Source organism: Paenibacillus sp. FSL P2-0089 (assembly GCF_038595095.1).
GTDB classification, from domain to species: Bacteria; Bacillota; Bacilli; order Paenibacillales; family Paenibacillaceae; genus Paenibacillus_AQ; species Paenibacillus_AQ silagei.
Genome location: NZ_CP152006.1, coordinates 1,342,375 through 1,366,701 on the forward strand (window position 1 = coordinate 1,342,375; position 24,327 = coordinate 1,366,701).

Genomic DNA, 24,327 nt, shown 5'->3' on the forward strand with positions numbered 1-24,327 from the left:
GGATGAAATTGGCGCCTAGCCGCGAAATCGAGGACATATTGGCATTAACGCCCTTACAGAAGGGGATACTCTTCAATTGCATCAGCAACCCTGATAGCCAATTGTATTACCAGCAGTTATCATTGCAGCTGATAGGCACTCTTGATGTGAATATGTTTACGGCAGCTTGGAATATGGTTGTACAGCGGAATGAAATGTTGCGGACGATATTCCGCTGGGAAAATATTAAAGAGCCGGTACAAATCATTTTGAAACATATGCAGGTCCCTGTGAAGGTCTATGAATATTCAGCTGTTGAGGCTGAGACAAGGAATTCCTTGGTCAATGATTTGAAGACGAAAGACCGGAGGGAATTGATTGATCTCCAAAAAGAACCATTGCGGCTGAAGCTGATAAGACTGGCAAAGGATACTTATGAAGTATTGCTTACCTATCACCATATCTTGTTTGATGGTTGGAGTAATGTGATTTTAATAGATGATCTATTTACTGCTTATGAAAGTTTAGCGGGCTATTCCGAGTATTCCAATAACAAGAGCAGCTTTAAGGATTATGTTAAAGCCAGTAAACAGAGCAATACAGCAGAACAGCGGGAATATTGGCGTGCTCATTTAATTGATTTACAAGAACAGGTACTCCTGTTTCCCGATAAGGACTCCAGGAGACAAGAACATAACCTTAATCTCAAGCATACACATGTCGTTTCTACGGAAATTAAAGAAAAGATGGAGAGCGTATGCAGAAATCTTGAACTGACTGCAGCTTCTTTTCTATATTCCGCTTGGGCTATTGTCATAAGTAAGTATAAAAATACCGATTCCGTGATATTCGGAACAACTATAAGCGACAGACCCGTCAGCATCCCGAGAGTAGAGCAAATGATTGGACTGTTCATCAATACGGTACCTATGCAAATCAATCTCATTGAAGAGCTAACGGTGCAAGAGCTATTGCTGAAAGTGAAAGGAGAATTAATCGAACGGAGGCAATATCATAACACACCGCTGATTGACATCAAACAATTCTGCAATGCCACTGTTCCCGGGGAACTGTTTGATACCAATATCATCATTGAGAACTACCCCATTGATTATATAAACAAAAAAACATACAATCTGCCGTTTCGGTTGGGAAATTACTCGATGTTTGAAGGCAGTGATTTCGATATTACCTTGCAAGTGGTCCTGACCGATGTCATAGAATTGCATTTCCTAGGGGGACCCAAAACACAAGTTACGGCAGAGGCCTTATCCGGCCTTGCAATGCAATTTGAAAATACACTGAGACAAATGGCCGCTGATCCAAATGAATGGGTGGAGTCCATTGACATACTAACAACAGCCGAACGGCATAAGCTAATTCATGATTTCAACCAAACGGATAACGGGGACGGGGAAAATACTTCATTTCTTAGTCTTCTTCAGGATTCAGTCAAACAATATCCGAATTCCATCGCAGTGGAGCAAGGGGAGAACCGATATACATACGAGTATATTGATAAAAAATCAAACCAGGCTGCCCGATTGCTGCGTCGCCATGGAATAGGGGCCAATCAGGTTGTCGGTTTATTGGTTGGCAGGAAGCCGGAACTGCTCATTGCCCTTTTGGGCATTCTCAAAGCCGGCGGATCGTACTTGCCGCTTGATCCTCAATATCCTAAGGAAAGAATTACAAGTATTCTTGAGGATAGCGGGACAAAGCTTATCATTACCGACAAGAGCGGATATGAAGATGTATGTTCAAAGTTTGATACAATTTCTATGGAAGAACTCGTTCAATCTTCCGAGGATGACTCCGTGCTTACCCATGGGCATCCTCTTCCTTCGGATATAATGTATTTGATATACACTTCCGGTTCAACCGGGACTCCCAAGGGGGTAATGATTCAACATAAGGCATTTTATAATTTCATAGAGGGCATGCTACAACGCATTCCAATGGATGAGACTAGTGTAGTTGCCGCAGTCACTACGATTTCATTCGATATTTTTGCCCTGGAGGGTTTGCTGCCGCTGGCAGTCGGAGCAAAAATCGTTCTTGCCAGTGAAGTTGAGCAGACGGATATGGAACGGTTGGGCCAAATGATTACGGAAAAGAAGATTGATTTTCTTCAGAGCACCCCGTCCCGCTTAAGGCTGTTGCTGAACAAAAATGCAGGTAAAGAATCACTAAACGCGATCAAGCATTTGTTGATCGGCGGGGAGCCCCTTCATGAACCGCTCCTGGAAGAGTTAAAAAATAGCATGAAGGGCGAAATATATAATATGTACGGTCCGACGGAAACAACTATATGGTCCACAGTCAAGCGGCTGACTGACAGCGCGGAACTCAGCATAGGAACCCCGATCCGTAATACACAGATCTATATTCTGAATCATAAGTTTCAACCGCAACCAATTGGAGTGGCCGGTGAATTGTATATCTCCGGTGAGGGACTGTCACAAGGCTACTTTAACCGCCCGGATTTAACAAAAGAAAGGTTTATAGAGCATCCCTTTAAAGAAAACTGCAGAATGTATAAAACCGGAGATGCCGCAAGGTGGCTTCCGAATGGGAGTGTCGAGATTCTTGGAAGGCTCGATAACCAGATTAAAATCAGAGGTTTCCGGGTTGAGCTTGAGGAAATTGAAAGGTTTATAGCAAGGTTCGGGGGCGTAAAAGAGGCGGTTGTGATTGCGAAGAAGAACAAGCATGGAGAGGACAATCTTCATGCATTTTTTACATCCGATCAACCGCTGGATACAACCGGCCTGCGTAATTATTTGGTTAGCTTCCTGCCCGTTTATATGATTCCTTCGACTCTGGTACAGCTTAATGATATCCCTAAAACTCCAAACGGTAAAATAAACCGTCAAGGACTGTTTCAGATAACCCGTCCAGAGGAGAAGAGGATTGAGCGGTCTGCTCCCAAGAGCAGTTACGAACAAAAGGTAATGGAATTATGGCGGGAAGAGCTGGAATGCAGTGAGATCAATACGCAGCATAATTTTTTTGATCTTGGCGGCAATTCCTTCTCCGTAATGAGGATCATGAACCGGATCAATCAGGAATACCAGTTGAATCTGCCGGTAACAACGTTGTTCCAGTATCCTACGATAGAGGCATTATCGTCACATTTGAGTGGCTTGACCATGGCTGAGTCTGACGTTCGGCTTCCAGTTCATAAGATGGGCCCTCATCATGAAACAGACATAGCCATTATCGGTATATCAGGCATATTTCCTGGAGCGGGAGACCTTGATACATTCTGGAGCAATCTGGTGAACGGCGTTGACAGTATTAGCGTTTTCCCGAAAGAGCCGGGGAGCGCAGCGAGAACATATTCTTCGGGAGTCATTTCTGACATCGATATGTTTGACGCCGGTTTTTTTGGCTATACGCCGATGGAAGCGCAGTTAATGGACCCGCAGCATCGTATTTTTTTGGAATGTGCCTACCATGCCCTTGAGAATGCGGGTTATCATTCAGAGATGTATTCCGGTGAGATAGGTGTATTTGCCACCACAGGAATGAATACATATCTGTTAAACTCCAGCCAAGCTTGGGGCATCGCAAAAAAACATGGGGTTCTGCAGACCATGCTTATGAACGACAAGGATTTCCTCTCCACCAAATTGTCTTATAAGTTGAATCTTAGCGGGCCAAGCATTAATATTCAAACAGCTTGCTCATCATCATTGGTGTGTGTCCATGAGGCCTGCCTAAGTCTTATTAACGATGAGTGCAGCATGGCTCTGGCCGGCGGTGTGGCTGTGAAAATTCCGCAGGATGAAATTGTGTATCATGACGAAGGCGGAGTTATTTCTAAAGACGGGCAGTGCAGGGCTTTCGATGAACGCGCGAATGGAACTGTCAGCGGGAACGGTGCAGGTGTTGTTGTACTGAAACGGTTGGAGGATGCTCTCCACGATCATGATCACATATATGCTGTGATCAAGGGTTCAGCCATTAATAATGATGGAGCCGAGAAAATCGGATACACTGCTCCTAGTGTCAACAGGCAATCCAAGGTAATTGACAAGGCAATTGCACGTGCAGGTGTGGACCCCCAATCCATCCAATATGTCGAAGCGCATGGAACCGGAACGATATTGGGTGATCCGATAGAGGTTGCGGCATTAACCCAGACTTACCGGAACTATACAAATGAAATCCAATACTGTGCAATCGGATCGGTAAAAACCAATATCGGCCATCTTGATGCAGCGGCGGGTATTGCCGGGTTAATAAAAACAACCCTTATGCTTAAAAACGCAATGCTTGTCCCAAGTTTGCACTATCAGTCTGCGAATCCGAACATTGATTTTCAAACAAGCCCCTTCTACGTTATCGACCAAGCGAAGCCGTGGAATGTTCATGAGGGCCCGCGGAGGGCGGCTGTCAGTTCGTTTGGTATTGGCGGAACGAATGCGCATCTTATTCTGGAGGAAGCACCAGCTGTACATTCGTCAAAAGAATCCAGGAGGTATCTGCCAGTTATTCTGTCCGCCCAAAAGTGGGAGAGCTTAACCGATACAGTGGAGGGGGTTATCGGTCATCTTCGAAACCATGCGGAGTTATCGCTTGCGGATGTCGCCTACACTTTGGCTGTGGGGAGAAAGAGATTCAAAGAATCCTATATGCTTGTTTGCAGTGATGTAAATGAGCTGATCGAAGTACTCGAAACCAAAGACCCGCTGGAACTTCATTATCTGAAGCGTGCAGATACGCAGCATGGCGTCGCATTTATGTTCCCGGGCTTAGGTGAGCATTATACCGGTATGGGACAGGATTTGTACGAGAACGAGCTTGTTTTCCGTGAAGCAGTTGACCGCTGCGCTAAGATTATTATGCAGCATGCTCGGTTTGATATCAGAGACATAATGTTTAGACGGCAAGCGGATGAATGGAGTACATGTCAAATACACCTTTCTCTATTTGTATTGGAATACGCAATTAGTGTTCTCTACATTCACTGGGGCGTTGTACCGAAAGCAATGATTGGGTACAGCATTGGCGAATACGTAGCGGCATGTTTGTCAGAGGTCATTACGCTTCAAGATGCCTTATTTCTCATTATGAAGCGCGGACAGATAATAGACAGGGTCACGGAAAAGGGAGGGATGCTTGCTGTTTGCATGGGTGTTGAGGAGACACTTCCGATCTTAACCTTGACGCCGGGACTGTCCGTTGCAGCAGTAAATAGCCCTAGTATAACAGTTGTGGCAGGTTCATTAGACGAACTTGATATTCTTAAGGTGTCACTTCAGCAACAGGGAGTGGCCTATCAGGCCATTAAAGGTTCCAAGGCTTTTCATTCACACATGATGAAATCTGCCCGGGAACAGTTTTTGGAGCTCCTTCAAAGCATTCCGTTAAAAAAACCCACGATACCTTATATTTCAAATGTAACGGGTCATTGGATGAAGGATGAAGATGCGGCAGACCCAGAGTATTGGATCAGGCATATGTGTGAGACTGTGAACTTTTCAAAGGGGATTCAGTCGCTTTTGAGAGAAGGCTTAGGTGTTGCGCTAGAAGTAGGTCCAGGACGTTTTTTATCAAGCCTGATTCAACAAAATGTCGAGGAGCCATCGGCTGATGTCCCATGTATTGCCTCCATGGGACATGTCGTCCGGGGATACAGTGAGCATTATAGTCTCATAAAATCGGCAGGGATGCTAGCGGGAATGCATGTTCCGTTTAATTGGGAACGTTTTTATCAGAATGAAGAGCGCAGGAGGGTGCCTTTGGTACCATACCCCTTCTTCAAACAAAGATATTGGCTTCCTCAAGACACGCTTAGCCGCCGTGAGGGAGATGAATCACAATCGCTGTATTCACTTACCTGGAAGAGAGCTTCGTTGGGGGGCTTGCGGGTTAAGCAAAATACCAGACGGGTATGTATCTTCGGGTACCCTTCAGAGCTTATTGACTCCATTCAAAGGCAATTGGTTGACGAAGGAAATGAGGTATACTGCATTTTCCCTGCAGAGGACTTCTCTGAGGCGGACGGGATATATTACATCAACTCCACAAGAATGAATGATTATATCAGCATCATGGATCGAATTGGCTCCCTGCCGGATGAAATATTGTATATGTGGGGTCTCAATGAGGAGGAGGCAGTTGTAGAACAGTCGCTGTCCATTCTGGAACGGCTCTTCCGGGAGGTGCTGGTTAATGAGATTCTCCGGATCTATCTCATCGGGTCAAGATTGTTCCATGTGATAGGAAATGAACCGACAAGAACGGATGCGTCCATCTACAACAAGTGCTGCTTAACACTCAATAACATATCAAAGAATCTACGCTGCAAGCTGATTGATATGGAGATCGAACAGCAATACCAGCAGTGTGCGGCGCAGCTTCTTATGGAGCTTGAGCAGGGACAGGATTCGACCATCGCGGTATACCGCAACGGCTATCGATGGGTTATAGAATGGACCGAAGAGAACAGCGTCTGTTCAAGCTCTGCCGGAGATGAAGCTATGTCCTTGTTTATTATGGGGGATATCAAGCAACGGGAAGCGGAAATGATCGCCTTACTCACAGAGATGGGCTGCAGAATTGCTGCGGTGGCTGACAGTTCGAGCGGAGAGTATAGAAGCTTAGATGGAGTCAGATGGGAACAGATTCAGAGAAATGATGAGGAGCATACGCTTAGAATTTACCGCGATGCTTGTGAATCCGAATTCGGTGTTAATGGCATCATTTGTTTCTCCGATTCATCAGAGGGTTCTGCACCAAACCTGCGTTGGACTGACAAGGACTACGGGATGAAGCCTATGCTGCATTTACACCTCCACTTATTTGACAAGGATATCAGCAGCGGCTTACCGGCTTGGTTGTTGTTGAACAACTGCTCTTATGCAAGTCGTCCATATCAGACGGCCGCGTGGGAGTGGGGTTCGGATAAGCGACAAACTCTAAATATTCTGCGGAGTATACTTAGCATGAGCGATGGAGCGTATCTTATTACTGCTCAGGACAAGGTCTCCTGGATGAATGTGCATTTGAACACCAGCGGCACGGATGTACCGAACATCACTACGTTGTATCAAAGACCGGAGTTAAGTGTAAGATATGCCCCGCCCAGTAATAACCTTGAGAAGGCTATTAGTGAGTTGTGGCAGGATATATTCGGGGTTGAGAACATTGGAATGTATGATGATTTCTTTGATTTGGGCGGTAATTCATTGGTTGGCATAAGCTTGATTAATGCCATCAATAACAAGTTTCATCTGGAACTGAAAGTACAGGATGTGTTTCTTTACCCTACGATTCATCACATTTCGGGCAAAATTATTGAATTTTTCGGCGATCTGGATACCGTGGATGAATTTTTAGAGGAGCTCTCAAAGTGGGAAGAACAGTATCAGGGCATGTTGTGATTATGATAATTACAAGCGAAGCCTACTATGGGCAGGAGGAATAAAATGAGATTTAACACCGAACAAATGTCTCCTACGCTGGTTGTTGGTTTTAGAAATGGAGAAGATATTCGAGTCAGAAGTATTACACATGATGAGGTTATTATTGAAAGCCCTTCCATAATAGAAAAGGAAGCTTTTGGGTTGGATATACAAATGTTTGATTATGCCGATTTCCAGTATAAAAAATTCCGCCTTTGTTGTAAGACATCACATATAGAAGATATGCGGTTCTATAAGATAATTATCGCTTCCTTTCAGATTGAGGGTCAGGATGGAGCGGAATTTCATGAGTTTTTATCCAGAATCAACCGGATAATGAACGTTGCCAAACAAGCTAGTGCGGATGGATTGAATGACTTAGACTTTTTGGATGCCAAGCAACCGAAGTATCCCTTTGAAGAGGATGCCGTTTTTTCAGAGCAATACCAGGAGCATCTGCAAGGCCTGTTCTCCTTTACCTTATCGGAAGAAGAGAAGCAACAATTTCGTTCCCTATCGGAAAAAACAGATTTAGCTATTTCAATATCAGGATTTTTCCAATATATTGATTTTTTTCAAATGGATTTCTCTGCGTTTAAGTACAAGATGCTTACTAAGTTAAATCTTCAAGAGCATGAATTGTTCACTCAAGCGGTCCGTACAATCTATATTGGAAACGAATTCTGTCACAATCTATTTCCGGCAAAGCCATTGCTGGAAAAAATTCTTGCTAAAGCCCATGGCTTGGGACTGAAAATTGTGATTTCATATCCCTATTTGCTTGAGAATTCTGTGGAAAGCGTTGAGCGAATCATCCAATTTATCGACAATTGGTGCATCGAGCAGGACACAGAGGTGGAATTCAGCGTCAATGACTGGGGAATGTTGGGGATAATCAACGAACAAACGACACGTCTCAAGCCCATTCTTGGCCGGCTGCTGAATAAGCGAAAGAAAGATTCCAGAGTAGGCTTTATGTGGGGCTTCAAAGAAAGGTCCATTGCTTTTGAAGAGAATAATCTAAACACAGAGCATTTAAGACAATTTCTGCTGAAACACCGGATCGAGAGATACGAATTCGAGTCGCATAAGCTGAAAAATCGTATTCCGGAGGGGAATCATAGCTTACATTTTCCCTTTTACCAGATCAATACTTCGGTTTATTGTCCCTTGTATGCTGAGTGTACCAGTACAAACCGCAGCGACCAGAGACTTGCCGTAAAATGCCAGCAGTATTGCAATGAGTTTTATTTCAGCTATCCGAAGCATTTGGATATATTCGGATTCGGCAACAGTATTATCGGGGTTGAAACGTCATTGCTGCAGGATTCATCCTGCTTGGATGATTATATCGCCAGCGGGATTGATAGGATTGTTTTGTCAGTGTATTAACTATCATTGGAGGATACTGGTATGCAAATTTTATCTCCTTTATCAGAGATCAGGAACTTTGAACCGTTGGCCGAAGCTGGAGCGGATGAATTTTTTTGCGGATTTATTCCTTTTGAGTGGCTCAATAAATTTTCTTCCGTTATTCCGTTGAACCGGAGAGAAAATCTGGCGAAGGCAACCAATATGACCAGCTATAGCAGCATGAAGATCCTGAAGCGAATGGCGGATTCCTATGGAATTCCCGTTAAAATAACTTTTAATGCACATTATTACCAAAATGAGTTATATCCCTATATTACCAAAATTGTAAACAGTTTAATGGACATCGGATTTGAAACGTTCATTATTGCCGATTTGGCTTTGGTCATTTATCTGCGGGAAGCTGGAATTAAATGCACGGTTCATTTCAGCGGCGAGATTGAAGCCATTAATCACCGGACGATTCAGCTGTTAAACCAATTTGAGGTCTCAAGGTATGTGTTCCCGAGAAAAATACCCATTGCGAATATGGAACAACTGATTAATGGTTCGGGCGTGAAAGGCCAGATCGAGTTCGAAGCGTTTATACTCAACGCACTTTGTTCGTTTTCCGGAGGTTTTTGTAATTCGCTGCATTGTGACGAGCTTTTACCGGCATGTTATATCCCGCAAAAAACCTCTAAGTTGGACGATGAATCGAATATTTTTCCAAAGGTTGGAGATAAGCTGAAAAGTATGGAGATGTTCAGAGACCGTCTAAAACTCGCGGACCCGGAAAAGAAAAGAGGTTATGATTATCCGAGGTTTGGAAACGAGGGCTGCGGTGTATGCAAGATCAGAAAGCTTATGGATATAGGGGTTACCCATTTGAAGGTTGTAGGACGAGGCTATGTACTGGAGTACATGATTGAAGATATCAAGATTATGAAGAGCCTGATTCGTCTGGCAAACGAAATAACCGACCCGCACGAATACGAGGTCAGAGTCAAAGCGGAAATATTCAATAACCGCTGCCCGGCATTTTGTTATTATCCTGATTAATGAAATCAAACCTTAGGCTGGAGGTATTGGCAATGAAAGATGGATATTACTTATCGGCTTATATAGATATCAATACACAGGCACATATTCTGGATTTGGAAATCAGGCATGATCAAAATGTATCGTTATGGAAAAAAGAGGGGGATCATGTCCAGCTTATTCATTATTGGGAATTGGAACGATTGACGGGCTATAAACAACATTCCACTTCATTTCTGGACATTGATCAGGCGAGAAGAGTGATTAATTCCCTGTTGGATACGTACCAGTTATCGCTGAATGATATGAATGAGGTTTGGGGTTCACCCGGGCTGGACACCGTAGATGATTACCATTCTGTCGAAGATTTTCCCGAATATGCATATCACAGCGTAGCACATTTATTTTCCGCTATTTATTCCGAAACTCGGCTTCTTCAACATGACAACATTATCGGTCTTGCGGTTGACCACGGTCCCGATCATGTTAATGATCCAAATGTTTATCGAGATAATAAATATTGCTATATTGGTTGCATAGTGAAGAATGGACAAATCGAGTTTTATCCGCTTTACTCGCCGGCATTGCTGTGGGCCTATTGCAGACTTCGGTACAATCTGCGGGAGGGAACGCTAATGGCGCTTGCTTCGGCAAGTACCAGTGAGCTTCTTGATGTGGAAGAAGAAACTTTCTTATTCCAAACGACCGGAGTTCTCAATAATTCTTATCAAGTCATTTCCGATTATATTGACGGTTTAGAGAAAAACATTGATCAGGCAACGGAACAAGATATCGGCATTGTATTCAATGGTTTCGACAAAGCCTTTGACTACCAGGACAATAAAATCAGTATGGTAATGAAAGAAATTCAGAAGATGTCAATTCGGATCATGGACCTAAATGTCAAGAATTTATTAGAGCGGTCCGGCATAGAGGGAAAAGATACCTATCTTTCCATTACTGGTGGTTTTGCGCTGAATTGCCCGACAAATACTTATTTAATGCAAAAATATAATTTTAAAGGGTTTATTAGTACACCTTGTGTCAGTGATACCGGTATGTCCATGGGGATTGCACTATATGCTTTCTACAAAAAAATACATACCTTTCATTTTTCATTGGGAAACAGCTATTACGGTAATCAGCACAACGGATTATTAACTGTTATAGAATCAGAGCCATATCAGAAGCACATTCTTTCCATAAGTGAGTTCAATCCGGAAGAGGCTGTCCGGGACCTGATCAATGGGCCTTTTATATGGTTTTATGGAAGGTCCGAAATAGGCCCAAGGGCACTAGGAAATCGAAGCATTATTGCCGACCCGAGGTACAATGATGCCAAAACGCTGTTGAATCAGGTTAAAGACAGACAATGGTGGAGGCCCGTTGCTCCGATTATTTTAGAAGAGCATTTAAAGGAATGGTTTGATGGTTCAGAAAAATCACCTTACATGCTTCATACTTACCACATCAGAGAGGATAAAAAGAATCAGGTACCTGCCATCCTGCATTTGGATAACAGTGCGAGAATACAAACGATAAAAAAAGATGAGAAGGATCTCTTGTATGGACTGATAGAGAAATTTAACGAAGAGACCGGTGTGCCGATTGTATGCAATACCTCTTTAAATGATAAAGGTGAACCCATCATCGACCGGATTGAGGAAGCGATTAACTTTGCACTCCGGAAAAATTTCAAGATTATTTATGTTAATGGTATGAGGGTTGAACTTCACCGTCACGGCGAATACGAAGAGAATAGACCTTTACCAAGGCCTTTAAGAACGTTTCATTCTGTCGGAAGAATGAAGGAAATTTACACCAAGCTGTACAATCCCTTCAACGTCTCGAAACGCGCTTTAATTTTTTATTACATGCTGCCAGATCTTATGAACCGGTATGACATAATGAGAAAGGAAGATGTTCAAGAATTGGAAAATTATGCAGATGACTGCATCAACAAACTGAGGATAGCAGCTTTTTTCGATAAAATCGCTGGCAAATAAAAGTAAACAAATTGGGGTGAAGATGTGGAGCTTACTGATCCATTGGAACGCTATGCTTTTGAGAAGGCTAAATTCGTGAAGAAATTTATGGAGAAAAAAGGTTTGAAGTCAAAGGATATTCATCCTATATCCATAAGAGATCGCAACATAAATCCAAGTGTGTCTTTTTCACAGCAGAGACTGTGGATCATGGATCAGCTTCAGCCGGGTAACCCGGCTTATATCATCCCAATGGCTCTTTTATTGCGCGGACCGGTTGTTGTGTCCCATATCGAAGAGTGCTTCAAGGAGATTATCCGCAGGCATGAAACCTTAAGAACATCCTTTGTAGCAGATGGAGAAAAGGTGCTTCAGCAAATAGAGGAAGTAGTTCCGTTTCAGATGCAGCTGGTCAGTCTTGAAAATGTGCCCAAAGAAGCAAGGCAGGCAGCTGCAGATGAATGGATCATGCGTGAAACTCGGGCTCCGTTCGACTTGTCACAGGCTCCGCTAATTCGTGTACTTCTGATAAAGTGCAGTGATGATGAGCATATATTGGTAGCAAGCGTACACCATATTGTTTCAGACGGGTGGTCAGTAGGCATTCTTCAACGGGAGTTGACCCAGTTATACCGGTATTATCAGGAGAGAGGAAATAAATTACCTGAGTTGCTTATTCAATACACCGACTATTCTGAATGGCAGCGGAAAAAGTATACAACGAATGAGCTGAGTGCTGAAATGGACTATTGGAAGAGTAAACTCCAAGAGGCTCCGGGCTTTTTGGATTTGCCTACCGATTTGTTGCGCCCTGCAATTCAATCCTTTCAGGGGGACACCCTCTATTTTGATATAGAGCAGGATACCGCCAACACACTGCAGCAACTTGCCAGAGAAGAGAATACCACGCTTTTTGTGGTGTTGCTGTCCTTATTCAGTATCTTATTGTATAAGTATTCGGGTAATCCTGATCTTATTATTGGAACTCCGGTAGCCGGCAGGGATGCAAAAGAAGTGGAAAACCTGGTCGGCTTGTTCATTAATACTTTGCCGCTACGGATCGGGTTGTCGGGAAATCCCGCCATCCGTGACGTCATAAGGCAAGTAATTAGAACTACCGCGGAAGCGATGTCAAATGCGACACTCCCGTTTGACCGGATAATCGGCGGACTTCGGCTGGAACGTGAATTGTCCCATTCCGCCTTGTATCAAGTGATGCTGATCATGCAAGATTCACCGATGCAGCCAATGAAGCTTGGTCAAGCTACGGTGGAGATTCTTGAGATCGACAATAATACGTCCAAATGTGACTTGACACTTTATATGAGAAGAACAAACGAGGGACTTAAGGGTTCCTTCGAATATTGCAGCGAATTGTTCCATCGTTCCAGCATTGAACGAATGACAGAGCACTTCAAACATTTGATCGGTACAGTTATTACCCATCAGCATCTTGGCATTGATGAAATCAGCATGTTGACCCATAAAGAATATAATGAGTTGGCATCATGGAACCTTACCGGATCAGAATATGACACAGATACAACTGTGTATGATCTCTTTGAGAGACAAGTAGAAGATACTCCTGATAGCATCGCGGTTATCTGCGGAGAAGCTGCGATAACCTACCATGATTTATATGAGAAGACAGAGCGGCTTGCACGATACCTCATTAAGCAAGATATACAACCGGGTATGCTTATCGGAATATGCATGGAGCGCAGCATTGATATGATTGTGTCAATATTGGCAGTAATCAGAACGGGGGCTGCTTACGTTCCTCTGGATATCGGGTACCCGGCAGACAGACTCAACCATATGATTGAAGATTCGGGCATGCTGTTTATCCTCACCCGGAATGATTTGACAGCTGATTGTGGGCACCAGGTACGGAACATCTTTTTGGAGCAGTACCCTGAGCATATGATGGATTACGAACCGGCGGAGTTCCCCGCGCCTGTACCTGAGGATCTCATGTACGTGATTTATACCTCCGGGTCAACGGGGAAACCAAAAGGGGTAAAGATTACCCACCGATCTGTGATGAACTTCATTCATGGGCTTACCAAAGAAATCGGCTTCTCAAGTAAGAAGAGTATACTTGCCGTTACGAGTATGTCTTTTGACATATTTCTTGTTGAATCGCTTTTGCCGCTTACCCGTGGAATGAAGATCATCTTGGCTACTGATGACGAGCAGAGGAATCCTGAGCGGTTGAAATCTGCTATTAAGAAATATCAGATCAAGATGCTTCAGATGACGCCTTCCCGCTTGAACTTGCTGATTCAGGGCACAGAGGATACAGGTTTCCTGCAAGGCGTTCAAGAGATTCTGCTGGGAGGAGAGACTTTTCCATTACAATTGCTGATTTATTTGAATCAACATACCAATGCCCGGATATATAACCTCTTCGGTCCAACTGAAACTACAGTCTGGTCAACCATTAAGGAATTAACCGGGGATATGAAGATTTCTGTAGGAAGACCCATCGCCAATACGCAGATCGTTATTGTGGATGAATTCGGAAATCTCGTGCCTCCGGGCATTAAAGGAGAAATTTGCATTGGCGGGGATGGTTTATCTCCAGGATATTATAACCAACCGGAGCTGTCAGATAGCAGGTTTGTATCACTACGAGCAGATGGAACAAAGGTATATAAGACAGGGGATCTGGGGAAATGGCTCCCCGGCGGAGACATACAACACTTAGGGCGTCTTGACAGTCAGGTCAAGCTTCGAGGTTACCGTATTGAGTTGACAGAGGTTGAAATGCATATCGGCTCCCATCCCCATATTAAGGAATGCGCTGTCATTATGGGCAAGGATCCATTTAACGAGGATTGCCTGCTTGGCTATTATGTAACCGACAACGACAATCCCTTACGGTCCGCTGAAATCGTCTCGTATTTATCGGAACAACTGCCGGAGTATATGATTCCCCAATATTGGATGCAGCTTCAGCAGCTTCCGCTTACACCCAACGGAAAGGTTGACAAGAGATCTCTCCCGCAGATTGAACCAGTATCAGTCTATAAGGATAGTGAGGGTATTCAACCAGAGAACGAAATTCAGCTGTTTCTGCGGGATGGATGGGAGCAAGCGCTTGGGGCAGGCGGCTTTGGAATGGAGGATAACTTCTTCCAGATCGGCGGCAATTCGGTCATGCTGGTAAGATTATTTAACTATATTGAGAAAACATATCCGGGAACGGTTAAAATAACGGATTTGTTCACTTCTCCCACAATTAAGGCCCAATCTCTGCTGATCACAAGTCAAAACAACAAACGAGCCGATCTGTCTTTCAAGGAAACGGCCATTTCCGAAGGCGTTGAAATCCTCAGGGAAGACCATCCTGTTTCGGACAAGGGACATTTAAGTATAAGGTATATGCAGATACCGGAAAGCTTGACCCGGAGGTTAGAGCAAGGAGCTGCGGAAAATATAATCGAGCCGACGGAAATCATAATGTCGGCCTACATTTATGTTCTCTATCAGATAGCAGCCTCTGAGCAGATTTATCTCTATACGATGGTTCATTCCTTAGACAGTATCACACCGGTTGCAGTGGACTTCGGCAATATAGACCATATCCAACAGCTGGTCAACGAATTACGGAGGCAAACAATGGGGAATGGAAGAATAATTCCGCTCTCACATGTCATAAAGAGCAAGGTGAAAAATACGCTGCTTCCCATGGTGTATCTCAAAGAATGCTGTAGGTCGGAATCGGAGCTGAATTCGTTATTCGATCTTCTATTGATGGTTGATAAGCCGGTTAAGGGAACCATTAAGCTGAAATGGACTTTTCATTCGTTACTAGATAATGCTGAAGAAATATCCTCGTTGCTTGAAATGTATTTGACAACGATTGATCAAATCTTATGCGAATATAGTATTTGAAGGAATGTAAAATCTTACTACTAGGATGAAATAATATGAAAAAGAATCTGTTCACGAAAGAGCCTGTAACAAAAAACTGGGAAGCGGAATGGGACGGGCGGTCGATTAACGGGAAAGACATCGCCATTATCGGTATTTCCGGCAGACTTCCTCAAGCGAACTCGATTCATGACTTTTGGAACAATCTAAAGGGAGGAATCGACTCCATCAGTCATATTCCGGATATCCGAAGAAAAGACCTTGAATCGTCCTTCACCGGCGGTCAGCGGTTTAAATATGCCCGTATGGGATACTTGGACCGTATTGATACTTTTGACTTTCTTTATTTTAATTTATCGCCCAAAGAAGCTGAATTAATGGATCCGAATCAGCGGGTCTTTCTGGAGACCGCCTACGCAGCCTTAGAGGATGCGGGTTATGGAGGGAGAACGTTAGCCGGCAGCATGACCGGGGTGTATGTTGGTTACGGTGCCGATAATGATTACATCCATATGATTTCAGAGTTGGGCAAAGATTCGCTAACTTACGCTGTACCCGGTAACTTATCGGCGATCATTGCAAGCAGGGTATCTTATCAATTGGACTTGCGGGGGCCAAGTGTTGTATTTAACACAACTTGTTCATCCTCATTGGTAGCCGCTCACTATGCTTGCCAGGGGCTGCGCAACGGGGAGTGTGATACAGCTATTGTCGGCAGTATCAAATTGCATGTTCTGCCCGTGGAAAGCACGGAGAAGTACGGTATAGAAGCAAAAGACGGCCGCTGTAAAGCATTTGACGATCAATCCGATGGAATTGGTGTGGGAGAGGGGTCCATAGCTGTTGTCCTCAAAACTTTAAGCAAAGCGGTGGATGATGGCGATCATATATATGCAGTCATAAAAGGCAGTGCAATAAATCAGGATGGGAATACCATTGGGATAACAGCTCCTAACCCCGCTGCCCAGGAAGACGTCATTTGCAGAGCATGGAAGGATGCCGGTATAGATCCTGCGACGGTGACATATGTGGAAGCACATGGAACCGGAACGAAATTGGGTGATCCGATAGAAATTGAAGGACTCAAAAATGCCTTCTCTAAATTTACCGATAAAAAACAATTCTGTGCACTCGGCTCCGTCAAAAGTAATATCGGACATTTGGATAACTGCGCAGGTATGGCCGGATTAGTCAAAGCCGTTCTATCGCTGATGCACAGACAAATTCCGCCAACATTGCATGTGCGTTATCCCAATCAGAATATTCCTTTCGTACATACGCCCATCTATCTTAACGATGGGCTGAATGACTGGGATACTGACCAATTGCCAAGAAGATGCGGGATCAGTTCATTTGGGGTGAGCGGTACAAACAGTCACATTGTTCTTGAGGAATATAATGACCATTACCAAATGCAGTCCAATCCGAATAATAGTGCTCCGATATTCACATTGTCCGCGAAATCCCATACTGCTTTTCAGCGGTTGGTGAAGAACTATATGGTCTATTTAACCGAGAATCCTGATATTTGTTACCACGATCTCTGTTACACAACAAATGTCGGGCGGGGGCATTACGAGATCCGTATGGCGGTTGCTGTCTCAAGTACTGAAGAACTGTTAGCAGCCCTGCAAAGCGTAATTGCCGATGGTGAATACCTGCAGTCAGGCAGAGGGATTTATTATGGTGTGCATAAAATTGTTTTTGAGAAGGATGAACGGAATCCGCATCATCTCTCTGAGCTCCAGATCAAAGAAATGACGCTTGAAGCAAACCGGCTGCTGGCCGAAATGGCCCGGGCAAGGGAGTGCTCGGAAGATGCTGTGAATCAGATATGCAGCTTGTATGTACAAGGAGCGAGACCGGATTGGCAGACGATGTATTCGGGTACATTTCGCCGCAGACTGAGTCTTCCGACATATTCCTTCGATGATCTAAGGTGCTGGTTAGAAGGCAATGTTGCGGTACGTAGCAATGAGCAGCCTTTGCAGAGTTTTTACGAGGCACAATGGATAGAAAAACAAAGCCCGCATAAGCAAGCCCGGGAGACCGGAAGTATTGTGCTATTAAAAAATAAATCTCCTCTATGTGGGCAAGTTACGAAGAGATTAACGGACAATGGATTCAATGTCACAGAGATTGACTTGGAAAGTCCTGATTGGGAGCGGACTTTGCATGAAATTCCGTTTGGTGCTGTAGACCGAGTCATTCATATGGCAACCCTACACAAAAGAACACCTGAAACTTTGGAGGAATTAGACAACAGCCAGCGAAATGGTGTGCTCGGATTGTTGCCGTTGGTCCAGAGACTTGCCCAGACCCATAGAAAGCATGAAATTATTATTATTTCGGATCATGTGCATGAAGTAGACGGCCGGGAAAAAGCGATCAAGCCTGAGAATGCTTCTCTCTTCGGGCTTGCCAAAGTAATCGAGATGGAGCATTACCTGTGCCGATGCAGATGTGTGGATATCGATGCTTCAACAACAGCTGAAATAGTTGCGAGAGAGATTGCTTCTGCTGCCTCCGATTTTAAAGTTGCTTATCGTGACGGTATCCGCTATACAGAAATTTTAGCGGAAGCCGATAACCAGGTTGGATCTGCGGCACCTATTGAAATCAGGGGAAATGGCGTTTATTTGATAACCGGCGGACTTGGCAGAATCGGCTTGCGGGTCGCGCAATTTCTTTCCGCACAGCAAAATGTTACTTTATGTTTAGTCAACCGGTCCGTATTTCCGGACAGAGCCGAATGGCATACAGTGCGAAACGAGCGGCACCGGGAAATAGTGAAGCAAATCGAAGAAATCGAGGCCAATGGCTCCGTGGTTGAGATCTACCGGGGGAATATAGCTGATGAGTTGCAATTGGAGGAGGCCATCTCTGCAATAAGAGAAAAGCATGGTATCATTCACGGGATTATGCATTGTGCGGGAGTCGGGTTCGACAGGGAAGGGATTCCAGTGACGGAACAGACCGTGGATGAATTCCGGGCGACATTGCTTCCCAAAGTTCATGGGACATGGCTGTTACATAAAAAAACATTAGATATGAGGCTGGACTTTTTCATTCCCTTCTCCTCTGTCATTACGATACTGGCTCAGGCTGGCTCAGGGGATTACACGGCGGCGAATGCCTATCTGGACTCCTTCAGCACATACGGGCGAAGAGCAGGGACCCCAGCGGTAACCATCGGATGGCCGATTTGGAACGAGACTGTAAGCAATCCGCACATGGTGTATGAGAACCGCTTATTGTTTAATATGATCTCCACTGATTCGGCATTAAGCGGATTGGCAGATATTCTTCGGTCTCCGTGCACGACAGTATATCTTGGCGAACTGAACTATAACAGTGAAATATTCATATTGGACAATCTGCCGTTCTCTCTATCAAACAGTTTGAGTAAGAGGGTTAGACAATATCGTCAATTATATGGAAGGGATTCTCAGGATGGGACCATCCATGCCTTTGAATTCACCGGAAGAGAGGATAACACTTACACTCCAGAGGAGCATGCCGTGGCCGGTATATGGGGTAAAATACTGGGCCTCAAAAAGATAGATCTCTATGATCACTTTTTTGAAATCGGCGGAGACTCCATCAGTGCCATGAAAATCATCAATCAGTGCAATAAGAGCTTCACTATCGACATAATGATCTCGGATCTTTTTCAGCATGGAACTTTGGAGCAATTCTCTAAATTCGTTGCGGAAGTTTCTTCAAAAAAGAGAAGGGCGAATACTCCCCCTCTCAAAAAAATAGCAGATCGTGAGTACTATCCTTCCTCTTCCGCCCAAAAACGGTTGTATATATTAAATCAGGTCAATGAACAGGACTTGAGCTATAATATGACAATTGTCAGAAGGCTTGAAGGTGAAATTAATTATGCCAGACTTGAAAGCGCGTACAAAAAAATGGTTCAACGGCATGCTATTCTGCGGACTTCCTTCCACTTTAGAGATGGAGAAGTGGTTCAGAAGGTCAATCCGGATGCAGACATCAAACTGGAGTTTGCGCAAGTCAATTATGCTTCTGTTGCAGAGGAAATCAGTCAACTCGTAAGACAGTTTCAATTAGGGCAGGTGCCGTTGTTCCGAATCAAATTACTAAAGCTTCGTGATGTATGCAATACGCATATGTTGATTTTGGATATGCATCATATAATTTCGGATGCCATCTCCATGAACATTTTCACCCGGGAATTAATCGATATTTATTTGGGCAAGGCCTTACAGGATCCCGGCTATCAGTACAAGGATTTCGCCAATTGGCAGCGTTCGCTGCTGCAGAATGATGCGTTAAAGAAGCAAGCCGACTTTTGGCAGTTGCAGTTGGAAGGTGATATTCCACTGCTGGAGTTGCCGTTCGCACATGCACGCACTAACGAGCGGAGCTTCACAGGGAACACGATCATCTATGATATTGATAGTGAGCTGTACCAAAGAATCAACACTTATTTACAGACCTCTAAAACCACTTTATTTATGGTTTTACTTGCCGGATTATACACGCTGCTTATGCGATATACCTCTCAGGAGGATATTGTGGTTGGAACTCCTGTATCAGGTCGTTCTATATCGGACCTTGAAGATATTATCGGGATGTTTGTCAATACGCTGCCGATGCGTGCCAAGGTAAACGGTGAGCTTTCATTTAATGAGTTTCTGGAGTACGTGAAGAGGATGTCCTTATCAGCGTATGATAACCAAGATTATCAATTCGAGGATATGGTGACAAATTTCTATAAGTACAGGGATGTAAGCCGCAATCCGATTTTCGATGTGATGTTTGTGCTGCAGAATGCCTTCGGAGAACAGGAGACGGTAGAGGGGCTGCATATTAGCGATTATCCCTACAAAAAGCAGACTTCCCGGTTGGATCTAACGCTCGAAATCGTCCAGAAGAACGACTCGTTAACCCTATATTTGGAGTATTGCACGGATCTTTATGAAGAAGCTGATATGTCAAGATTTGTTGATCATTATGTACGTCTTCTCCATGAAATTATTCATAAACCGGCTAAAAAGCTGCTGGAATTTGAATTTATGTCCCAAGCTGAAACAAGTTTGCTTCTTGATGAGTGGAACTCGACTCACTGTACCTATAAGGAGAATGAGACGATTGTAGACCTTTTTGAGCAGCAGGCAACAGCCAACCCGTCATCTATTGCTGTAAAGACCAATGCTGCACAGATGACATACGGGGAGTTAGACATTATTTCCGGGCGTATAGCAAGTATGCTGCATAAGCAGGAGGTTGGGGCTAATGATGTGATCGGCATCATGACAGATCACTCGGTTGAGACAGTTGCAGGTATATTGGGAATTCTTAAAGCGGGATGCGCCTATATGCCAATTGACCCCGAATATCCGGCCGAACGAAAGAATTTTATGCTGGAAGATAGCCGAAGCCAGATCCTGTTGTCACCAAAACAGGACTATTTGAAGGGAATTGAATTTACAGGCCGCGTGCTGGCTATTGACACTCACAGGTTGACCAATGGATACAGCACACCATTTAAGACTGGGGTTAGACCGAGCGACACTGCTTATGTCATTTACACTTCGGGGACAACCGGTTATCCCAAGGGAGTTCTGATCTCTCATCAGGGGATACATAACTCAATTTCATGGTTTAGAGCGGAATATCAGTTGAAGCAGGAAGACAGCTTCATTCAATTGTTCTCTCCGGCCTTCGACGGTTATGTAGCCAGTTTATTCACGCCGTTGACAAGTGGTGTTAAGTCGGTTTTTGTGAATGATCCACGAAATGTATTTGAAGTAAGAGACCTAATCAAAAGCGAGCAAGTTACCCACTTCATCACGGTTCCGGCAATGATGAGGCTGCTTCTGGATTGTTCTGAACCGGAGCACCTCCAATCGTTGAAAGTCATTACGTTGGCCGGTGACCAGGTAAATGAAAAGCTCGTGAAAAAATGTGTAGAGCTGATGCCCCATATAGAAATTGTAAACGCGTACGGACCAACAGAAAACAGCGTAGTAGCGACATACCAACGCCGGTTGGAGTGCGAGACAACAATAACTATCGGGATCCCAGTTGCCAACACAAAGGTCTATATTCTTAATGAAATGCTGGTTCCGCAACCTGTGGGAATACCTGGAGAGCTCTATTTAACCGGAACGGGCATAGCTAAGGGGTATCAGAACAGAGATGAGCTTCAAATGGAGAAGTTTATTCCAAGTCCATTCATAAAGGGCGAAGTTCTGTACAGAACTGGCGATGCTGCAAGATGGCTGTCAAATGGGCGTATCGATTTCATCGGAAGAACTGATAATCAAGTCAAAGTCAGGGGTTACCGGATTGACCTTAAGGAGATTGAACGCGTAATTGGAAATGTCAGCGGTGTAGAATCCGTCATAGTTACAGTGGAGACGATGGATGGCGAAGACAATATCGTTGCTTATACAGTCGCAGAAGAACGCCCTAAAATGATCAGGGAGAGTATCCGCTCACGGCTGCCGCATTATATGATTCCCAATTTTATTACCTTAATCAGCAAGATTCCTTTAACGGCCAACGGCAAAGTCGATTATAAGCAATTGCGGGAAGTCCAAAAGTTGGCAGAAGAGACGGCAGGCCAATTCTCGCCTCCGGAGACAGCAACGGAAACCTTCATCGTTGACTTATGGAAGAGGATATTGGGAAGAGACAAGATAAGCGTATACGATCATTTCTTTGAGCTTGGAGGTAATTCGATCCAGGTAATCCATATGTACGACGAAATTAACAGAATGTACCCCGGCAAGATTGTTGTTGCCGATTTATTTACTTACCCGACCATTAAAAGCTTGGTAAATATATTGGATACTACATCGGGAGGTCTTGATCCAAGCAAAGCCTCTTTGAAGCAGCTGGCCGTCCCGGATAACTTCCTGGCAGGTAAAACTGATTATGTGGATACAGTGTCGATATCCACTGAATTGGACAGCGATTCTGTTACATCGTTAAAGCTGATTGCGCAGCAGATAGATGTTGGCTTATTCGATATACTCGTATCTATGTTCGCTTATGGTCTGCTGGATCAGACCGGCTACGGGCAAGTGATGGTCTATGGCAGCTATGATCATAATTCATCCATTGTTCCATTGCCTTTTGAAAAGGCTGATTTTGCCGACATTCTGCAGACAGTCCGATCTGCCTATAAAGAGCGGAAGTGTGAAACAGACAATCATTACGACAGAGATACGTTTATGAATCATTTAAAGCAGCCGGTTGATAAGGATCGGATGATTCCTGTCTTTACCCGTCACAATCAAGCAATGCGGACGGATCTAGTGGTTACAGTGATAGAGCAAAGAAACGGTGTAGTCAAGATCGTCTGCCATTTCAACAACGCGAAGCTTAAGAAGCAACGAATGATGGAACTTATCCGCTTCTATGCAAAATCGTTAGTTATACTGTCACGAAAAGGACGGGGTGAGTCGAACTGATGATATGTCTGCTGTTTCCAGGTCAAGGCTCTCCATACAAGGGTATGGGAAGCAAGCTGATGTCGCGTTTTCCTTCCACTAAGCGGGTGTTTGAAGAAGCAAGCGATATTCTTCATCGGAATGTAGCGCAAATATGTTTAGATGAAGAGATGGATTTGTCCCAAGGCACACATTTGAATCAAATTGCAATTTATATCATGGGTGTTGCATCCTTCCATGCGTACATGACAGAAACGAATGCGGCTCCTTCATTCATGGCAGGGCATAGCTTAGGCGAATATACAGCGATTACATGCTCCGGCGGTATCTCGTATGCGGATGGCTTACGCCTAATAGATGCAAGGGGCCGATATATGGAGGAAGTTGCTGCTTCACGGACCGGTTCCATGGCAGCAGTTATGGGAGTACCGCTGTCTACTGTTAATAACTTGTGCCATGAACACTCCGAACAAGGAGTGTTCGTTTCTGTTGCAAATTACAATTCTAAGGAACAATACGTCATCGCAGGTCATACTGAAGCTCTGTCCACAGCGGCGAGAGCCTTAGAGAGAGAAGGGGCGTCGGTTGTTCCCTTAAAAGTGCCTGCACCTTTTCATACTGTTTTAATGGCAACTGCCGCTGAACGCTTCGCCACTGATTTGCTGGAAATAAAGTGGAGGCCTACGAAGTGGCCGGTTATATCCAATGTTACAGCCAAACCGTATCAGGAACCGGAAGATATCAGATTTTCGCTGCTCCGGCAAATGACCCGGCCAGTGCAATGGGAACAAATAATGGCTTATCTTGTTCAAGCCGGGGCGGATCTATTTGTTGAAATGGGACCCAAAGATGTACTGACAAAATTAATCCGCAAATCATCATGGAACGCGGACGCCTTCTCCTTTGACAATGATCAAGACCTTGCAGAGCTAAAGGACAAGCTGGCAAGCAGGCTGTGCAAGTCTGTACCCTCTACCCGGTCTGCAGGGTTTGTGGAGAGGTGCATGGCCGTTGCTGTCTCAACTATCAATGATAATTGGGACACTCAGGCATATTCCGAAGGTGTCATTGAATCTTATAAGAAGCTGGTCGAAATTCAAGGAGCCATTGAGAGGGAGAACAGAACGGTCACCCATGATGAGACGGATACCTGCTTGATGCTGCTTGAAAGAATACTGGTAACCAAAGGAGTATCTGCAGAGGAACAAATAGAACTGAAATCGCAGATAGAGTGTAATGTTTAAG

7 protein-coding genes are annotated in these 24,327 nt (G+C 44.3%); all 7 read left to right on the plus strand.

All coding sequences use genetic code 11. The annotated features are described in order from the left end of the window. The first annotated feature begins 2 nt into the window (after positions 1 to 2). The 7 genes from NST69_RS05620 to fabD are packed head-to-tail and all read left to right on the plus strand — an operon-like array spanning position 3 to position 24,326. Entirely contained in the window at positions 3 to 7,373 is a 7,371-nt protein-coding gene (locus NST69_RS05620; protein ID WP_342548708.1) for an amino acid adenylation domain-containing protein, read from the plus strand. 45 nt (positions 7,374 to 7,418) lie between these two features. After that, a complete protein-coding gene (locus NST69_RS05625) occupies positions 7,419 to 8,786 on the plus strand; it encodes a hypothetical protein (protein ID WP_051478210.1) in 1,368 nt (455 codons plus the stop codon). Between the two features lie 21 nt (positions 8,787 to 8,807). Next, positions 8,808 to 9,806, plus strand: a complete 999-nt coding sequence (locus NST69_RS05630) for a U32 family peptidase (protein ID WP_036727789.1) — start codon at positions 8,808 to 8,810, stop codon at positions 9,804 to 9,806. Positions 9,807 to 9,838: 32 nt separating this feature from the next. After that, positions 9,839 to 11,791 carry a carbamoyltransferase C-terminal domain-containing protein gene (locus NST69_RS05635; protein WP_342548710.1) on the plus strand — a complete coding sequence of 651 codons (1,953 nt, stop codon included), beginning with the start codon at positions 9,839 to 9,841 and terminating at the stop codon, positions 11,789 to 11,791. Between the two features lie 24 nt (positions 11,792 to 11,815). Then, complete coding sequence (locus tag NST69_RS05640) at positions 11,816 to 15,670, plus strand: amino acid adenylation domain-containing protein (RefSeq protein ID WP_342548711.1); 3,855 nt, start codon at positions 11,816 to 11,818, stop codon at positions 15,668 to 15,670. 35 nt (positions 15,671 to 15,705) lie between these two features. Continuing rightward, the gene (locus tag NST69_RS05645) at positions 15,706 to 23,103 is read left to right on the plus strand and encodes an amino acid adenylation domain-containing protein (RefSeq protein ID WP_342548712.1); all 7,398 of its coding nucleotides are present in this window, start codon (positions 15,706 to 15,708) and stop codon (positions 23,101 to 23,103) included. Beyond that, a complete protein-coding gene (gene fabD / locus NST69_RS05650; protein ID WP_036727795.1) occupies positions 23,103 to 24,326 on the plus strand; it encodes an ACP S-malonyltransferase in 1,224 nt (407 codons plus the stop codon). The genes NST69_RS05645 and fabD overlap by 1 nt, the downstream gene beginning before the upstream one ends. Position 24,327 lies beyond the last annotated feature (1 nt).